Below are 15,603 nucleotides of genomic sequence, written 5' to 3'. Positions count from 1 at the left end.
CAGCTTTTTTTTGAAGGAAAAAAAGCATAACTTGCTACCTCGATTATACAGGGAGACAAATGTTATTGAGTCAGTTAAACCGAGGTGACGAGAGGGCTTTCAAGAAGTTGTTTGATAACTTTTTTGCATCGTCGTGCGCTTTCGTGAACCGGTATATTCAAGAGCACGAAGCCGTGGAAGATGTTGTGCAGGAAACTTTTATCCAGATCTGGGAGAAGCGGGGTATTTACACGGATATGGTTTATTTCAAGGCGTATTTGTTCAAGGCTCTCCGTAATAACGCTTTGTATTATTTGCGGCAATACCGGGAAAATGAGGAGGTTGATCCTTTCATCGAGGACAATTCGGATAACATCTTGAATGCTATTATCGAGGAGGAGGTGCATCGGGAAATCATCCGGGCGATTGATAAATTGCCTACCGAAAGACGGCGGATCGTGGAAATGAGCATGGGAGGGTCTTCTCAAGAAGAGATTGCCGAGAAATTGCATGTATCTGTCAACACGATCAAGACTCAGAAAAGAAAAGCTTACGCTTTTTTGCGGGAAGAGTTGAAAAATCTGTTCGTGTTTTTTCTTGTTATCATGAATTTGTAAAAAAAAAATCGGGATTCCAGTCACCCCTAAATCGCGTTTCTGCATATTATATATGAAACGATGAGAAAATGACATGGAAAAATATAGAGAGTCGATAGAGTTAGCGGAACAAATCACGAAATATCTGAAAGGAAAGCTTTCACCGGAGGAGGAGGTTGAATTGAAAAAACGCCTGCGCGATCGTCCGGATGGAGAGGGACTTTTGCTTCGGGTTCGGGATGAACAGTTGATTGCGGCCAAGAAAAAGATGTATGATTCGTTCAACGCGGATAAAAGTTGGGAGAAGATCCGGAAGGTTACGGGTAGAAGATCTTCGAGGATGCTATACCGGGTGTTCCGGTACGCGGCAATTTTTGTCTTGCCTCTTGCCGTGGCTGCTTCAATCTTTTTCAGCAATAGAAGTAAGCAGGCAAATCATCCCCGGTATATCGTGGACGCCTATTTTGAGTCCCATAAGACGATGCTGGAATTACCCGGGGGAGTACGTATTGCCTTGGATACAACGAAGAACGTGACGAGTGAGTTGAATGATTTCGGTGTCACGATGGCTGAAGGGCAAGGGTTGGATTATTCCGGATTGGATTCCGTGATGGACGCGAAGGTGGAGTATCACAAGATCGTTGTGCCCCGGGGAGGGGAATATAATTTGAAGCTGGCAGACGGCACGAGAGTCTGGATGTTTGCCGAATCGGAAATTCGTTTCCCGACTCGTTTCAAGGGAAGCAAGCGGGAAGTGTATTTGTCCGGGGAGGCTTATTTCGAGGTGCGCCACGATCCCGCGCATCCTTTCTACGTGAAAACAAAGTCGCTTGACGTGAAGGTGCTGGGAACGAGTTTTAACGTGAAAGCCTATAATAATATGGATGTCGTGGAAACGTCGCTGGTGGAAGGTATGGTAAGTTTGAAAGATAACGTGTTGCGCCCGAATATGCAGGCTGTTTTCCACAAGAACACGGGGGATTTCTCTTACCGGGAAATAAACGGGGCGAGTTATCGCTTGCGGAAGGAACGGGTGTTCGTGTTTGACGAGGAGCGGCTGGATGATATTTTGCAGGAGATGGCGCGTTGGTATGATTTCGAGATTTTTTACCAGAATCCGGAGATGGCAGATAAACGGTTCGGTTTTAAACTGGAAAAATACGAGCAGGTGGAAACTCTTTTGGATATTCTGGAATTGACCGGGGAAGTGAGGTTTGTGATGAAGGGAAAAACATTGACCGTGATGAGTGGAACTTAGTATTAGCTGGTATAAATAAAAACGGGTAGCGGAAATTTTGTGGTGATTATTTCCTGCCACCCATTTGGTTAAATTCAAAATCAATTTAATTTTTCAAAGTTATGAAAAAAAACCTTTGGACGTGGCTCCTGCACGATAAAAAAAAGGAGAAAAGTGCTATCTGCATGAAAATTTGCCTATGTCTGACATTCATTTTGGGAGGCGGTATGCTCAACAATACCTTTGCCCAAACAGAGAAACTGACCTTGAAAAGGGAGAATGTCTCGATGCTGGACATCATTTTTGCCGTGGAGAAGCAGAGTAAAATGACGTTCGTGTATAGCATGGATGCGGTGAATAAAATCGGGAAGATCACGATTGACGTGAAGGATGTGTTGATCGACAGCGTGATGAATGTTTGTTTGAGGAAAACCGATTACACGTATGCATTGGAAAAGAATGTTGTCGTGATCAAGAAAAGAGAAGCCGACGCGAAGGATAAAACGGCTATCGCGAACAAGAAAAGGATTGTTTCCGGTAAAGTATTGGATAAGCGGGATGAAACTTTGCCGGGAGTCTCCGTTTATATTAAGGGGACGACGATAGGCGTGGTTACTGACGTGGACGGTGTCTATAAAATAGAAGTGCCGGCTTCAACCCAATCTTTGCAATTCTCTTTTGTCGGGATGAAAACTCAGGATGTGAAACTGGGGCAAAATAATGTGGTTAATGTGGTGATGGAAGAGGATGTTTCAGATTTGGACGAGGTGACTGTTGTCGCCTATGGTGAACGGAAAAAGAGGGAGTTGATCAGTTCCGTGTCATCCGTGAAAGCGGAAGATTTGGACGAGCTCCCATCGGCAAGTTTGGAAACATTGCTTCAGGGACACATGGCCGGAGTGGAAGTGAATAATATTTCCGGTTCTCCCGGTGGCGGGGGATCTCAGGTCGCTATTCGCGGTTACAACTCGTTGATGCAGGGAATGACGGATAACACGCCGCTATATGTCATTGATGGCGTTCCCGTGAATTCATTTACCTCTCCGGTAACGGGTACGAATACTTTGGCAGAAATTGATCCATCGACGATTGAGTCGGTTGAGGTATTGAAGGATGCGGCTTCCGCCGCTTTGTACGGGTCGCGTGCCAGCAATGGCGTAATTCTTATCACGACGAAGAAAGGACGTGCCGGACGGGGTAAATTTACGGCTAATGTGTCGCAGTCTTGGTCAATTCTTCCAGAGACTCCTTACCAGGTGATCGGTCACGGGGAGCGGATGGCGCATATTCAAGCTTTGCGTGCTCGCCGGAAAGCTTATCAGGATCGCCGGACAAGGGAATATATTATCCCTACATCTTATAATGATGTGTATGGTACGGCGGGGGTCTACGATTATTTCTGGAATAATGGTTACAAGATCAGCGAGTCTTATGTTGATGGGGATCGTATTTTGCACGATAGCTTGAACCCGTTCTATAATAACGCGACTAATTGGTGGAAGCATAGTTTCCGGACAGGAAAGATTTTGAATGCAAACTTGCAGGCATCAGGCGGGTCGGAAACTTTTCAATATATGGTCGGGCTGGGATGGTATGATGAGAAGGGAATCATGTTAGGCAGTGATTTCTCTCGTGTAAACATGATCAGTAATTTGCGGATCGTCCCTCGCGAGAGATTGACGGTGGATGCCCGTTTGTATTTGGCTTACACCGATCGTAGCAAAGGTGCGGCGAACACCTCTTTTAGTCAGGCTACGGCTTTTGAAGGTTTGACGGTGGACCCGAAAGTGAATTCATCCCTTTACCCGGGTAGCGGGGCCGTGTTGGACGAAACATTGAAACGTTTGAACGAAACTTCCGAGAAGAATTTTACTTATCGGGTGCGGGCGAATATGGGACTCTCGTATAACGTGTTACCCGGGTTGGATTTGTCGACTACTTTAGGAATTGACTTCACGCAATCCAAAAAGAATGGTTTCGAACCGAGCTATTTGAATCCGGATGATTTGAGTAAATCCACGGGAGAAACTGCAAGTTCCACGATGTTGACGAACGAGAATTTGCTCCATTATAGCAAATCTTTTAACGAGATTCATAATCTGGATGTGATGTTGGGAATGTCTTACACGAGAGAGGCTTCTGATGCATTGAAAGGTTGGGGCATGGGTTCCCCCAGTGATTATTTGAAATATGTTACTGCCGATTTTCAAGACATTATCAGTATTAACGGGCAACCCACGGCCATGAAGAATTACGAGTCGGATTTCGAGGAGTCCGTTATGTTGAGTTATTTCGGGCGTTTGGCATATAATTTTAACAAGAAGTATTTGACGGAGTTTACCGTGCGTCGGGATGGTTCTTCCGTGTTTGGGGAGAATGTGCGTTGGGCGACCTTCCCTTCGGTCGCATTGGGATGGGCTTTTTCTGAGGAGTCGTTTATGGAGCGTTTTTGGTGGTTGAGCTATGGAAAGATTCGCGCTTCCTGGGGAAAACAGGGAAAAGCTTTTCGGGATCCTTATTTGGCGCATGGGGTGATGGCTTCCGGGAATAGTTTTATGGGGACGTTAGGAATGGTCCCGACAATGATGTTGGCAAGTGATTTGACTTGGGAGGAATCCGACCAGTATGATATCGGTTTGGACGTGGATTTGTTTGACTATCGGTTGAAATTCAAGTTGGATTACTATTATAAATATTCGACTTCTTTGTTGCAGTTGGTGCAATTGCCGGGAAACGTTTATTATCATACCTCGGCAATGCAGAACGTGTTGGAAATTTCCAACGAGGGCTTGGAGTTGGAATTTTTGGCCGATATTTTGCGTGACGGTCCGGTGAAATGGCGTGCCCGTTTTAATATTTCCCGGAATTGGAACCGTTTTGAAAAGACAAACACGGGGATGGATTTGACGACTGCCGTTATCGGTCGCCCGGTGCAAGGTGTGTATGCTTACAATGATTTGGGTATTGTTGAACACGAGAACGAGATTCCCGTGTATGTCGATCGTTGGGGAAATAAGAACCCGTTAAATAGTGGGTCTGCAGAAAATCCAATTACACCCGGTATGCGTTTATTGGAAGATGTGGACGGTAATGGGAGAATAGGACAGGAAGATTTGGTATATGTGGCTTCAGCCTTGCCTGTGGCTCACGGTGGATTCGCGAATGAATTGAAATGGAAAGGTTTTGATTTGAACGTTTTGCTTACTTATAGTTTAGGACGGCATATTATGAATGCTTACGCGACCCCACCCTCTTACAGGTCAATTAGATACAAGGATTCCCCGTTGTTCACGAACGTGGAGAATGCTACTTTCTGGAACAAGCCTGGGGATAAGGCGGATTGGCCTACATTGACGGCTTCCACGAATGGTTACGTGGGGCAATTTGACGGACAATATCGTTCTAATATCGAGAAGGTGAATCACTTGCGTTTGAAACAATTGACCTTGGGGTACAATGTGCCCAAAGAGTGGTTGAAAAAGGTGAATATAGAGGGCGTGCGCTTGTTCCTCACGGGAGAGAATCTTTTTTTGTTGACGAATTATTCCGGTTTGGATCCGGAAACGGTGAATCCTGCCAGAGGGGGTATTGATGATTTTTCCAATTATCCGTTGGCTCGTAAATTTACTTTAGGTTTGACTTTAAACTTTTGATCATGAGAAAGATATTCTTATTAATTTTCGTGGCGTTGGGTATTTCTTCGTGTAGCGATTTGTTGGATGTAACGCCGGAGAATGCCGTTACCTTTACTAATTTTTACAAGTCCGAGTCGGATTTGAATTCCGTGTGCGCTCAAATGCACGCTTTCATGAAAAACGTGGGAGCGGCAGAGAACCTGCACGTGAAGATGGGGATGATTTTTGATTATACCTCGGTAGCTTCTAATGCCGATGCCAAAAAGTTATTGCCGAGTGCCGTTTTGAATAATATTCAAACGAGATGGAAGGGACATTATGACGTGATTCATTTTGCGAATTTGATATTGGATAATATCCATCGGGTGGAGAATTTGGCGGATGACCGGAAGAATTTCTATTTGGGACAGGCGTATTTTGCCAAAGGGTTCATGTATTTCCGTCTGGCTCAGGACTGGGGACATGCCGTGATCACGAAGGATAGTGAGTCGCAGGCGATTCTGGGAAATAGTACTGATCAAGAGGTGTTGGCGGAAGCGATCCGGAACGCGGAGTTGGCAGAAAAGGCGTTGGGTAAGTTCGAGGAGTTGGTCGATTTGAACGGGAATGCCTTGCCTTCCAAGCAATACGGGAGTAAGGGTGCTGCCGTCGCTTTGCTGGCACATGCTTACGCTTGGAAGGGGGCGATGATCGAGCTTTACGGTTGGAATGATGACGCGAAGGCTGCTTACGAGAAGTCGATTGAATGGGCTACCGTTTTGATCGAGGATAAAGCGGGGAATTATGATTTGGAAACCGTGGAGAATCTTTGTCGCAACAGTTTGAGTGGTTATGGTAGTGAAAATATATTTTCGTTGGCATTTGACGAGTATGCTTCATCTTACCCGACAACGGTGTCGCTTGCCCGATTCCTCACGACGTGGCCGGTGAATACGACAGCCTCGGAGGCTGCCGTGAAGACGCGAAGTTTTGCGGTGAAAGCTTCCCGTATCCAAAATATGTATGAACTTCAAGACGAACGGCGCCACAGCTTCTTTTATAAGTTGGATTCCATGGCAAACGAGGATGTGAACATAACGGGCGGTTACGCCTACGTGTACAAGTGGAGAGAAGGGTTTTACAAAACGTCTGTTACCGGTAGTGTTTCTATGACAAGCGTGGCTGCCGACTACGTGGTATGGCGTTTGGCAGACATTTATCTGTTGCGTGCGGAGTGTTACGCGAAATTGGGAGATGCCCGGGCGGAGGAAGATTTGAACATGATTCGTCGTCGGGCAAAAGCCACGGAGTATCCGGCTCCGGGCGATGGAGATATTCGTATGGCTATTTTCCGGGAACGGGAGAAGGAGTTGATTTACGAGGGACATCGCTATTACGATGCCGTGCGTAATAATTATCTGACGGAATTGGATCCGGTGTATGCCGAGTTGTCAAAACAGGATATTCAAGACGGTGTGCTTTATTTGCCGATTTATCAGGATGCTTTCGAGATGAATGATATTTTAAGACAGAATAGATATTGGTTTAAGTTTGAATAATTAGTGAGATATGAAAAAGATATTATGGGCGGTATTGATCGCGATAACAACGGTGGCTTGTCAGACTGATTATAACATGGACAACACGGGGTTGGCAAAAGGCAAGTTTGCTGGAACTATGTATGAGTATTTCCATTCCGATTCGTATAACTGGGATTCATTGCTTATCATGATAGATAAGGCCGGGTTGCAGAATTTGTTTAACGGGCGGGAAGCCGGTTACGAGGAGATCACGTTTTGGGGACCGACCAATCACTCGATTCGTCGTTGGATGCTGGAGGCACCGAAGCCGGGTGAAGCTGCCAGACCCCGGCGTTTGGAGGAACTGACTCCGGAAGAGTGTCGCAAATTTGTAATGGCTCACGTGGTAAAGGGAAAAACGATGTTGAACGATATTCCCCGCGGAACCGTCAGTATGGAAGGTACTTCCGGTGGAATGGTTATGACCGGAGGGGATGAGAACAATGAAATGTGGGTGTACACGGAGCAATTGCCTTATAACGGGGTGATCGGTGTAGGTGCCGTGGTCATAAAGATTCGCTCGTTGAGAACGAAAACGGATATTGACATCGCTTCTTGTAATATCGAGCCGACCACGGGCGTGGTACATTCCTTGCACCCGAATTACACGTTGGGAGAGTTGTGAAATGGTTGTGAAATGATGAAAATTAGAATGAAATGAAACAATTATATGCTATGATGTATTTGTGCATCCTTTTCTTGGTGGGATGCCATGACACGAAAATTGGTTATTTGAAAGCGGATAACGCGGCTTACGGTACCGACTCGTTGATTATTCGCAAGGAGTTGGATATCAAGAATGCGGATGATAAAAAGCGAATCGAGAAAGAGATCCCCTGGTTGACGGAGAACATACAAGGAGTGTTGGGCACCGCACCGTTGCGCTATCGTTTGGTGAGTGTAAAAGCTGCCTCTGCTGAAGCGGAAGCTATTTTCAAAAAAGAATTTAAAGTCCGCGGGGGAGGAATGATGGAGCTGCCTCTTTACACGGAGTTGCCTGTCGGGCGTTACGTGGTGACGTTACAAGTGTACAATGAGGATTATAGTGTGAACTTAGAGGATATTTATAAATTTATAGTGAGAGAGAAATAATGAAAGCGTTGATTATAATTGTGGTATGGCTCCTGATGGGAGGAAATATTTTCGGTCAGGGAATAGAGTTCTTTTCGGGTACTTTGGATGAGACGTTTGAACGAGCTAAGGAAGAGAAGAAGTTGGTTTTTGTTGATTTTTACGCGGATTGGTGTGGACCTTGCAAGCAATTGGCTCAGAATGTATTCACGAAACCCGAGGTTGGGACGTATTACAACGAGAAGTTTATTTGCGTGAAGGTAAATACGGAAGATGTTGACAACAAGGCTCATGTGAAGAAATATAAGATAACTTCCTTGCCGACGCTGGTATATTTACAACCGGACGGGAAATTGGTTTCTTCGGTTTCCGGAGCAATGAGCGTGGAGGATTTTATTATGGAAGGTCGGATTGTTGCTGGCGAGGAGTTGAGTTTTGAAGCGTTGTATGCCAAGTATAAGGCAAATTCCAAGGATATGAAGTTATTGCAGCAGGTGCTTGTACGGGCACCTGGTTTCGTGAGTGTGTTGGAAAAGCCCGTGGATAAGCAGAAATGGGTTACTCGCGTGGAAGATTTGTACAAGAAGTATATTACCACGAAACCGATCGAAGAGTTAATCAATAAAGATGACTTTAAAATTGTTCGCACTTTCCATAAAATGGATGGGAAAGAAGATCCGTTCCTGGAAAAAATGATAGCCCATTTGGACGAGTATATAGAGAATGTCGGGAAATACGCCGGTGCTTATTTATTGGAGTATAACAATAAAATGACTTCTCGTTTGGCTCGTTCCGGTAAGAAGGAGTACGAGAAATACGTGGAACGGGTGAGGGGGGATATGAAAGCTGCCTATGACTTGATGCCGGAACGTAACGTGAGTCCGTATGACCGTATTAAATATATGTACGACGGAGAGTATTTGATTTACTATAAAAAGGATGGAGAGGCGTATATGGAGTTGCAGGAAAAATACCTTAAAGAATTGGGGGATCAGGTAAATGATACGGATTATGGCAATGTCGTGCAAAATCTTTACGTGGGCACAAGTGGAAAAATTTCAACGGGATTGCATCAAAAAGCAGCCGATATGATTGTTAAAGCTTTGCAATATCCGAATATTGCCCTGATGAATAAGTTGAATATGATCGTTTTATTGGGAGATGCCAATCGGGAATTGGAGAAATACGATGAAGCTAAAAAATGCTACAATCAGGCATTCATGGAGTCCATGCAGTTGGAGCAGAAGAGGACTCAACAAGCCGTTCAGATGACAATCAAGAGAAAGTTGGCGGCATTGGATTTGCAGAAAAAATAGTTGTGTTTTGAGATTAGGATAATGTTTTAATTCATAAATTTGTTGTTACACAAAAAAACAAAACACACTATGAAAAGTACACTAATTATGGTAATGGGGCTAGCTCTTGCGTTCGTGGGATGCCAGCCTAAGGTTCAGGATCTGAACGTGAAACAGGAACACTCGGAAGTGACCTCGGAAGAGTACGAGATGCGGATTAATCGTTCGGTTTTCTCTGCTGCTGATGAGGCAATCAACAAGAGTTGTATGGTATTGAACGGCAAAATCGAAAAGTTAGTAAATGACTTGAGGGATAGCCTGCGGGCGGATGCCACGGAATTATTCCAAACATTTGCGGATAATCCGGCTGAACGTCCAAACTGGAAGTACGGCTTATGGATTGACGATAGCGTGTTTATGGCTACCGATCAATTTGTCAGCGTGCGTCTAAGGGTTTCTACTTTCACGGGTGGTGCGCATGGAATGACGGTGTATCATGCATTCAACTATGACGTGAAGAATCAAAAATTGCTGACGAACAAGGAAATTTTGAATTATGCCAATGCTGCGCAGATCAACACGTTGTTGAAGGCTAATTTCAAGAATCCGGAGGGATGTTTCACGGAAGAGCCGACATTGGAAGTGGTGAATGCTATTAATTTTGACGCCGAATCATTGTATTTTATGTACGAGCAATACGTCCTTGGGGCGTATGCTTGTGGTGCCGTGGAGGTGACAGTTCCCCGTATGGAATTGAAGGAGAATTTATTGGTGAAGTAATCGCGATCTGGAGAAATATGATTGCCTTTGTTCGGTTCTTGTGGTCGTGCAGAGGCAATTTTTTCGTTGAAGATGAGAAAATTTCAGGCAGATTTCAGGCAACAACTCCAGTACAACATTTATACTGCACTTATACAATAATCATGGGAATAAGTGTTGCTTAAATATCGTGTAAATGTCGGTACAAATAAGTATCTTGACTTCTTTCTTTCCTCGGCTTCAACTCGGCAAAATAATTGGAAAAGTTTTTCGGGTAAAATTTAATTACCCGTTTTGTCCCGCTTGTGAAATTATTTGTAATTTTGTAATGAAAGCGAGAGTTATTTATAACAATAAATTTGAAGAGAAGCATCTCGAATAGAAATATAATGTTTGAACGTGAGTCGGAAACAGGAATATAGAACGGATGAAGAACTTTTGCGAAAGTATTGTGCAAGGGGCGAATTGGTGTATCTCGTGGAGGTATACAAAAGGTATATGCCGCTTGTATACGGTGTTGCGTTGAAATACTTGAAACGACCGGAGGATGCTCAAGATGCTGTTATGCAGTTATTCGAGGAGTTGATCGTGAAGGTGAAGGGAAGCGACATCAAATCTTTTAAAGCATGGCTCTACACTTGTGTCCGGAATTACTGTTTGATGGAACTTCGGAAGCGAAATAGAAATTTATCTGTTTCTTTGGACGATTCTTTTATGGAATTTTGCGATGATATTCATCTTACTATTGCAGGAGAAGATGAGGAGCGGGAAAAAGCGCTGAGGGAATGTATCGAGGCTCTTCCCGAAAAGCAACGTATCAGCGTGAACCATTTTTTCTTGCAGGAACTGTCGTACAAGGAAGTGGAAGAACGGACTGGTTTTTCCATGAAGATGGTAAAAAGTTTTATCCAGAATGGGAAACGTAATTTGAAATTGTGTTTGGAACGTAAAGGAATAAATTCGTATGAAGCGGAATGATGACATAAAAGATTACCTGCGGGGCAACCGGAAAGGGAAGCCTGCCCATAAGCTGGAGCGGGAGGCTTTGTCTGATCCGTTTCTGTACGAGGCTCTGGAAGGGTTGACGACAACCCCAAGCGACCCGATTGACGGGTTGATCCGATTGGAGCGTCATCTGGAAGCACGGGTGCGTTCCTCCAGGAAAAAAAGCTGGGGGTGGTTGTATGTGGCTGCTTCTTTTTTAGTTTTAGCTATATGTGGGACAATTTGGCTTTTGCAGGTACAAGATGAGAAGGCGGGATTCCAAACGGATATGGCTCAGTTGTCCCCGGGGAATATGCGGTCGGCGGGAACGTTGGTTTTGAGCAATGGGGAACGTGTAGATTTGTTAGAAAAAGATACATTGAAAGATTGTCACCCCGAGGAAGAACAAGTTAAAATGCAAAGATCGACGGTGGAGAATAAACAGGAAAAAGCTGTTGTTATGTCTGCCGATGTTGCGGAAGTACAAGTGAATGATTCCTCTGCCGAGGCAAATATGCAAACGAATGTAGTGGAGGGAATCGTGACCGACGAAAAGAATGAACCGATTCCGGGAGTTACGATTATGATCTCCGGGACTTCTATTGGGGGATGTACAGATCGGGAGGGGCGTTTCCGAATGGATATATTGAAGGAAAAAGCCCACATGACTTTTTCTTTTATCGGGATGGAGACTCAAGGATTTGAGGTGACCGCTGGTAGTCATCTGAACGTTAAATTGAAGGCTCAGGCAGGAGTTGATGATGTCGTCGTTACCGGTTTGGGAAAGGAGAAGGGTTTGAAGATGAAGTCCGCAACAGCTTCCGGAGGTATCATCGTTGCAGACCGGGGAGAGGGGGAGGACTTGAAGGTGAGGTTGGCGACGGTTTCCGCGGATACCGGAATGGTTAAGATGCGGATTCAAGGGGCGAGTGCCGTGGTGTCTTCCATGCCTGATTCGTTGGATGATGTGGCACGGTTTAACTGGTACATGGGAAAAGCGTTGCGGTTCCCAAAAACAGATCTGGAAGCAAATCACACCGGTGTTATACAAGTGTCATTTGTCCTGAACAAGAAAAAAGTACCGAGTAGTATCCGCATAAAAGACGGATTCTCCAAGGAAAGCAATAAAGAAATGATCCGTTTATTGGCGGAAGGACCGAAATGGGAAAATACTCCTGCCGGAGAACGGATACACGTGAAGGTTTATTTCACCATCCAGGATAAAGATAAGCAGAAAGTCCGGGCTGTACTTGAAGTGGAAAAACCGAAAAAGTAATTAAAATAGTTTTCCGACATCTTCCTCTATTTTCAGAATGGCAGGGTAAGCTCCAAAGCGGATGTTTTTCTTTAGCTGGTCGTCGATACTGTTACGATAGCCGAATAGATTTACTCGGGGACGTCCGCCCATGGACGAATCTTTCGCTTCCCGCAGGACTTTTTTACATACCTCCCGGTTTAGGGCGTACACCATATCATACACGTTATGTCCCCGGATGAAAAGATAAGTCGTGTCGGGTGTTAATCCCATTTCTTTGTACTTCTCTTCCAGGATAGAAAGATCTGCTTTGGGATAGGCTCTGCGTAATTGTGCCAGCTTCCGGTCTACCTTATTTTTCAGAATGTTTAATTCCTTGCGCCCGTTTTGCCGGATGTCGGGTCGGCGTTGCCATTCGAATGAGGCTAACTCGTTGAATTCCGCTATCGAAAAACGTTTCGGGTCGGCAACGAGAAAATAGAGATGCCACAAGAATAATTCATACACGATGTTCGAGTAGTCCTTCAAGAATCGTTTGAAATCAAAGCAATGATTAGGTAGCGTCGTGATCCGGCGACATAAATCGTTTAATCCTTCCTCGTAACAATGATGATTCTCGAACGAGTAGGTATATGTTTGAAAAATGTAATGTTCAATATCTATTCCTCTTTCTTGCAACAGGTAGCGGTAGTCACTGTCTATGCAGATGAAAAACTTCGGGTTCAGGTATTTGACGTATTTCAAGCATTGCGTGACGCCTTTCGTTTCATGTCCTCTCTCGTTCCGGGAGCCGGCAATAAAATGGAATCGGTCGTTAGGGCGGAAGTGTTTTAGAACGGTACTCCAAAACACAATATCGTCTTTATCTTCCACGTGTATGGCAGCACGGCAACGCAACAATTGTGCATCCATCATAAATCGTTTGGCAGCGTGGTAGTAATATTTTTCTTTTGATACGGGAGGGCGAAGCATAACAATTGAAAATTGAGAATTGAAAATAAAAGATTCAGATCGGCTCTTTCCTCCAATACATGGAAGGAGGGGAGGTGATAATTTTCAATCTGAAATCTAAAATCATAAATCTAAAATTAGTTGGATCATGGAATTAATAAGTCTTCGATAAACACAAGTTTGTCACCCCATCCGTCACCGAAAAGGCTTGGAGAGTGCGTGGACGTGATGATCTGGCAATGTGGGTTCAGTTTTTGAATTTCTTCAAAAAGACGGTATTGCCACTCGATGTGCAACGATATTTCCGGTTCGTCCATGAGGAGGATGTACGGTTGTTCATCCATAAGGAAAACCCGGAGCAGGATAATCAGCAATTGTTTTTCCCCGGAAGAGAGTTTGTACAAGTGGATCATCTCGTTGCCATCCCGGAAGATCAGTTGATTCGTCATCGGGTCTATTTCTATCGTTTTCCCGGTGCCCGCGAACAGGTGGTTTACCGTGTCGTAGAAATTCCGGATACGGCGGTTGATCTTTTCTGCCTGGTCAGGGAAATTCGTGGCTCGGAGGCGATAGTCGGAGAAAGAATTGTTATTCTCACCCACGCTGTACACGATCTCTTTCAATTCGCTCAACAAGGGACTGTCTTCCTTGCCCATTTTCCGACGATCCCGGATAGGTACGTCGAATGTGCTTATCTTCAGGTAATTTACTCCCGATAGCTTTTGCCTGACAGAGGCAACGGAACTCTCTTTGCGGAAAATAGTATCATTCCCGTCAATCGTGACTTCCGCCTCGATATTATACAGTTTCAACCGTTTGACATCGGCAGACAACAAGGCGTCGATAATATTGAAGAACGTCGTTTTACCGCTACCGTTAATACCTGTCAGGATATTCACGTCTGGATTCAGATTCTCCCATCGGAAACTATACTTTCCCCATATATTGCGAATCTCTATTTTTTGGATTTTATTTGCTTTCATGATTCCGGTACTTAAAGTTTGTCCCAATCGTTATCAACAAAGGTAATAAATTTTATACTTTTGTGTCGGTTTTAGAAAATCATTTCATGGATTAATATTTGATCGTATGCAGGGAATTTACGCGATATTGTTATTGATTGTTTCCAACATCTTTATGACATTTGCCTGGTATGGGCACTTGAAATTGCAGGAAATGAAGTGGATAGACGGCTGGCCCCTTTTCGGTGTAATTCTTTTCTCGTGGAGTATCGCTCTCTTCGAGTACTGTGCGCAGGTGCCGGCTAATCGCTTGGGATTCATCGGTAACGGGGGACCTTTTTCTTTGATGCAATTGAAAGTTATTCAAGAAGTAATCACCTTGGTTATTTTTATCATTTTTTCGCTCCTTTTCTTCAAAGGGGTGACATTCCAATGGAATCACTTGGCTGCTTGTGTCTGTTTGGTACTTGCCGTGTACTTTGTTTTTATGAAATAAAGTTTTTACAGGTCAGGACTTTTTCTTAGGTGAAGGTGATGCTTCTCCGACACGGGAAACACGCATGGTTTGCCGGAGAGCGGGTTGCTTTGGGTTAGGACTAAAGTGTCATACACGCTTTCAATATTCTCGTAAGTAAGCACTTCTTCCGGGGTCCCGGCGGTGTGGATGCTTCCCTCTTTGAGCATGATTAACTGGTCGCTGAACTCGCTGGCGAGGTTGAGGTCATGGATAATCAGCAACACAGTAAGGTTCTTTTCCCGGTTTAGGAGTTGCACGAGGTTAAGAATCCTCATTTGGTGCGATATGTCAAGATGGGAAGTCGGTTCGTCAAGCAGGAGTATTTCCGTTTGTTGGGTAAGTGCCCGGGCGATGGCTGCCAGTTGTTGTTCGCCACCGCTAAGTTGGTTCATGAGTTTTTTCCGTTTCTCCCATATCCCTGTCAGTCGCATATTTTTCTCGGCAATGGCATAGTCCTCGCTGCTTTCGAAAAGTTGTAGCGGGGCATGGTATGGCAGGCGTCCCATGAGCACGTAATCTTCAATGGAAATGAAATCTGCTTCCACGGTTTGGTTGACAATGGCAATTTGCCTTGCCCTCGCCTTGTGCGTCATGCGGGTTGCGTCGTTGTCGTTTATGCGTATGGAGCCTTCTAGCACGGGCAACATCCCGGTGATGGCACGGAACAGGGTCGTTTTGCCCGCCCCGTTGGGACCGATAATAGACGTCAGCTTACCCCGTTGGACGTTGAACGAGATATCGTGTATTGTGAATTTGTGACCGTAGCCGCACCGGAGGTTTTTTATTTCTATCGCGTTTTCCAT

At 44.8% G+C, this 15,603-nt stretch carries 14 protein-coding genes; 11 read left to right on the top strand and 3 right to left on the bottom strand.

Features of this window, described 5'->3' with window-relative positions:
- The first annotated feature begins 59 nt into the window (after positions 1 to 59).
- From BN8899_RS06960 to BN8899_RS06910, 10 genes are all read left to right on the top strand, one after another.
- Complete coding sequence (locus tag BN8899_RS06960; RefSeq protein WP_065218874.1) at positions 60 to 596, top strand: RNA polymerase sigma factor; 537 nt, start codon at positions 60 to 62, stop codon at positions 594 to 596.
- Positions 597 to 669: 73 nt separating this feature from the next.
- Positions 670 to 1,833: a FecR family protein gene (locus BN8899_RS06955; protein ID WP_065218873.1), complete on the top strand. Its 1,164-nt coding sequence runs from the start codon at positions 670 to 672 to the stop codon at positions 1,831 to 1,833.
- Positions 1,834 to 1,934: 101 nt separating this feature from the next.
- Positions 1,935 to 5,465 (top strand): SusC/RagA family TonB-linked outer membrane protein, encoded by a 3,531-nt coding sequence (locus tag BN8899_RS06950; protein WP_082986945.1) that lies wholly within the window; start codon positions 1,935 to 1,937, stop codon positions 5,463 to 5,465.
- Between the two features lie 2 nt (positions 5,466 to 5,467).
- On the top strand, positions 5,468 to 6,985 hold the full coding sequence (locus tag BN8899_RS06945; protein ID WP_065218872.1) for a RagB/SusD family nutrient uptake outer membrane protein: 1,518 nt from the start codon (positions 5,468 to 5,470) through the stop codon (positions 6,983 to 6,985).
- A gap of 10 nt (positions 6,986 to 6,995) precedes the next feature.
- Positions 6,996 to 7,631, top strand: coding sequence for a fasciclin domain-containing protein (locus BN8899_RS06940; RefSeq protein ID WP_018338996.1), 636 nt, complete (start codon positions 6,996 to 6,998; stop codon positions 7,629 to 7,631).
- A gap of 32 nt (positions 7,632 to 7,663) precedes the next feature.
- Positions 7,664 to 8,098, top strand: a complete 435-nt coding sequence (locus tag BN8899_RS06935) for a hypothetical protein (RefSeq protein WP_065218871.1) — start codon at positions 7,664 to 7,666, stop codon at positions 8,096 to 8,098.
- Positions 8,098 to 9,393: a thioredoxin family protein gene (locus tag BN8899_RS06930; protein WP_065218870.1), complete on the top strand. Its 1,296-nt coding sequence runs from the start codon at positions 8,098 to 8,100 to the stop codon at positions 9,391 to 9,393. The genes BN8899_RS06935 and BN8899_RS06930 overlap by 1 nt, the downstream gene beginning before the upstream one ends.
- Before the next feature lie 69 nt (positions 9,394 to 9,462).
- Entirely contained in the window at positions 9,463 to 10,152 is a 690-nt protein-coding gene (locus BN8899_RS06925) for a DUF3298 and DUF4163 domain-containing protein (RefSeq protein ID WP_082986944.1), read from the top strand.
- A 378-nt stretch (positions 10,153 to 10,530) separates the two neighbouring features.
- On the top strand, positions 10,531 to 11,109 hold the full coding sequence (locus BN8899_RS06915) for an RNA polymerase sigma factor (protein ID WP_082986999.1): 579 nt from the start codon (positions 10,531 to 10,533) through the stop codon (positions 11,107 to 11,109).
- Positions 11,096 to 12,391, top strand: a complete 1,296-nt coding sequence (locus BN8899_RS06910; RefSeq protein WP_065218866.1) for a carboxypeptidase-like regulatory domain-containing protein — start codon at positions 11,096 to 11,098, stop codon at positions 12,389 to 12,391. The genes BN8899_RS06915 and BN8899_RS06910 overlap by 14 nt, the downstream gene beginning before the upstream one ends.
- Here the strand turns inward: BN8899_RS06910 and BN8899_RS06905 are convergent, their stop codons facing one another.
- The gene (locus tag BN8899_RS06905) at positions 12,392 to 13,285 is read right to left on the bottom strand and encodes a DUF4435 domain-containing protein (protein WP_065218865.1); all 894 of its coding nucleotides are present in this window, start codon (positions 13,283 to 13,285) and stop codon (positions 12,392 to 12,394) included.
- A 182-nt stretch (positions 13,286 to 13,467) separates the two neighbouring features.
- Positions 13,468 to 14,304: an AAA family ATPase gene (locus BN8899_RS06900; RefSeq protein ID WP_065219421.1), complete on the bottom strand. Its 837-nt coding sequence runs from the start codon at positions 14,302 to 14,304 to the stop codon at positions 13,468 to 13,470.
- A gap of 106 nt (positions 14,305 to 14,410) precedes the next feature.
- Between BN8899_RS06900 and BN8899_RS06895 the strand changes: the two genes are divergently transcribed.
- Positions 14,411 to 14,779 (top strand): DMT family protein, encoded by a 369-nt coding sequence (locus tag BN8899_RS06895; protein WP_065218864.1) that lies wholly within the window; start codon positions 14,411 to 14,413, stop codon positions 14,777 to 14,779.
- Positions 14,780 to 14,784: 5 nt separating this feature from the next.
- Here the strand turns inward: BN8899_RS06895 and BN8899_RS06890 are convergent, their stop codons facing one another.
- Positions 14,785 to 15,603, bottom strand: coding sequence for an ABC transporter ATP-binding protein (locus BN8899_RS06890; protein WP_018339182.1), 819 nt, complete (start codon positions 15,601 to 15,603; stop codon positions 14,785 to 14,787).

This window comes from Butyricimonas sp. Marseille-P2440, from assembly GCF_900091675.1.
Taxonomy (GTDB): Bacteria; Bacteroidota; Bacteroidia; order Bacteroidales; family Marinifilaceae; genus Butyricimonas; species Butyricimonas synergistica.
The sequence above is the reverse complement of the archived record's forward strand: the minus strand, read 5'-3'. Positions and strand labels throughout refer to the sequence as shown.

Coding starts and splice junctions, on each gene's coding strand:
- BN8899_RS06960 (WP_065218874.1), top strand. CDS start 60: ATGTTATTGAGTCAGTTAAACCGAGGTGACGAGAGGGCTTTCAAGAAG.
- BN8899_RS06955 (WP_065218873.1), top strand. CDS start 670: ATGGAAAAATATAGAGAGTCGATAGAGTTAGCGGAACAAATCACGAAA.
- BN8899_RS06950 (WP_082986945.1), top strand. CDS start 1,935: ATGAAAAAAAACCTTTGGACGTGGCTCCTGCACGATAAAAAAAAGGAG.
- BN8899_RS06945 (WP_065218872.1), top strand. CDS start 5,468: ATGAGAAAGATATTCTTATTAATTTTCGTGGCGTTGGGTATTTCTTCG.
- BN8899_RS06940 (WP_018338996.1), top strand. CDS start 6,996: ATGAAAAAGATATTATGGGCGGTATTGATCGCGATAACAACGGTGGCT.
- BN8899_RS06935 (WP_065218871.1), top strand. CDS start 7,664: ATGAAACAATTATATGCTATGATGTATTTGTGCATCCTTTTCTTGGTG.
- BN8899_RS06930 (WP_065218870.1), top strand. CDS start 8,098: ATGAAAGCGTTGATTATAATTGTGGTATGGCTCCTGATGGGAGGAAAT.
- BN8899_RS06925 (WP_082986944.1), top strand. CDS start 9,463: ATGAAAAGTACACTAATTATGGTAATGGGGCTAGCTCTTGCGTTCGTG.
- BN8899_RS06910 (WP_065218866.1), top strand. CDS start 11,096: ATGAAGCGGAATGATGACATAAAAGATTACCTGCGGGGCAACCGGAAA.
- BN8899_RS06905 (WP_065218865.1), bottom strand. CDS start 13,285: ATGATGGATGCACAATTGTTGCGTTGCCGTGCTGCCATACACGTGGAA.
- BN8899_RS06900 (WP_065219421.1), bottom strand. CDS start 14,304: ATGAAAGCAAATAAAATCCAAAAAATAGAGATTCGCAATATATGGGGA.
- BN8899_RS06895 (WP_065218864.1), top strand. CDS start 14,411: ATGCAGGGAATTTACGCGATATTGTTATTGATTGTTTCCAACATCTTT.
- BN8899_RS06890 (WP_018339182.1), bottom strand. CDS start 15,603: ATGGAAAACGCGATAGAAATAAAAAACCTCCGGTGCGGCTACGGTCAC.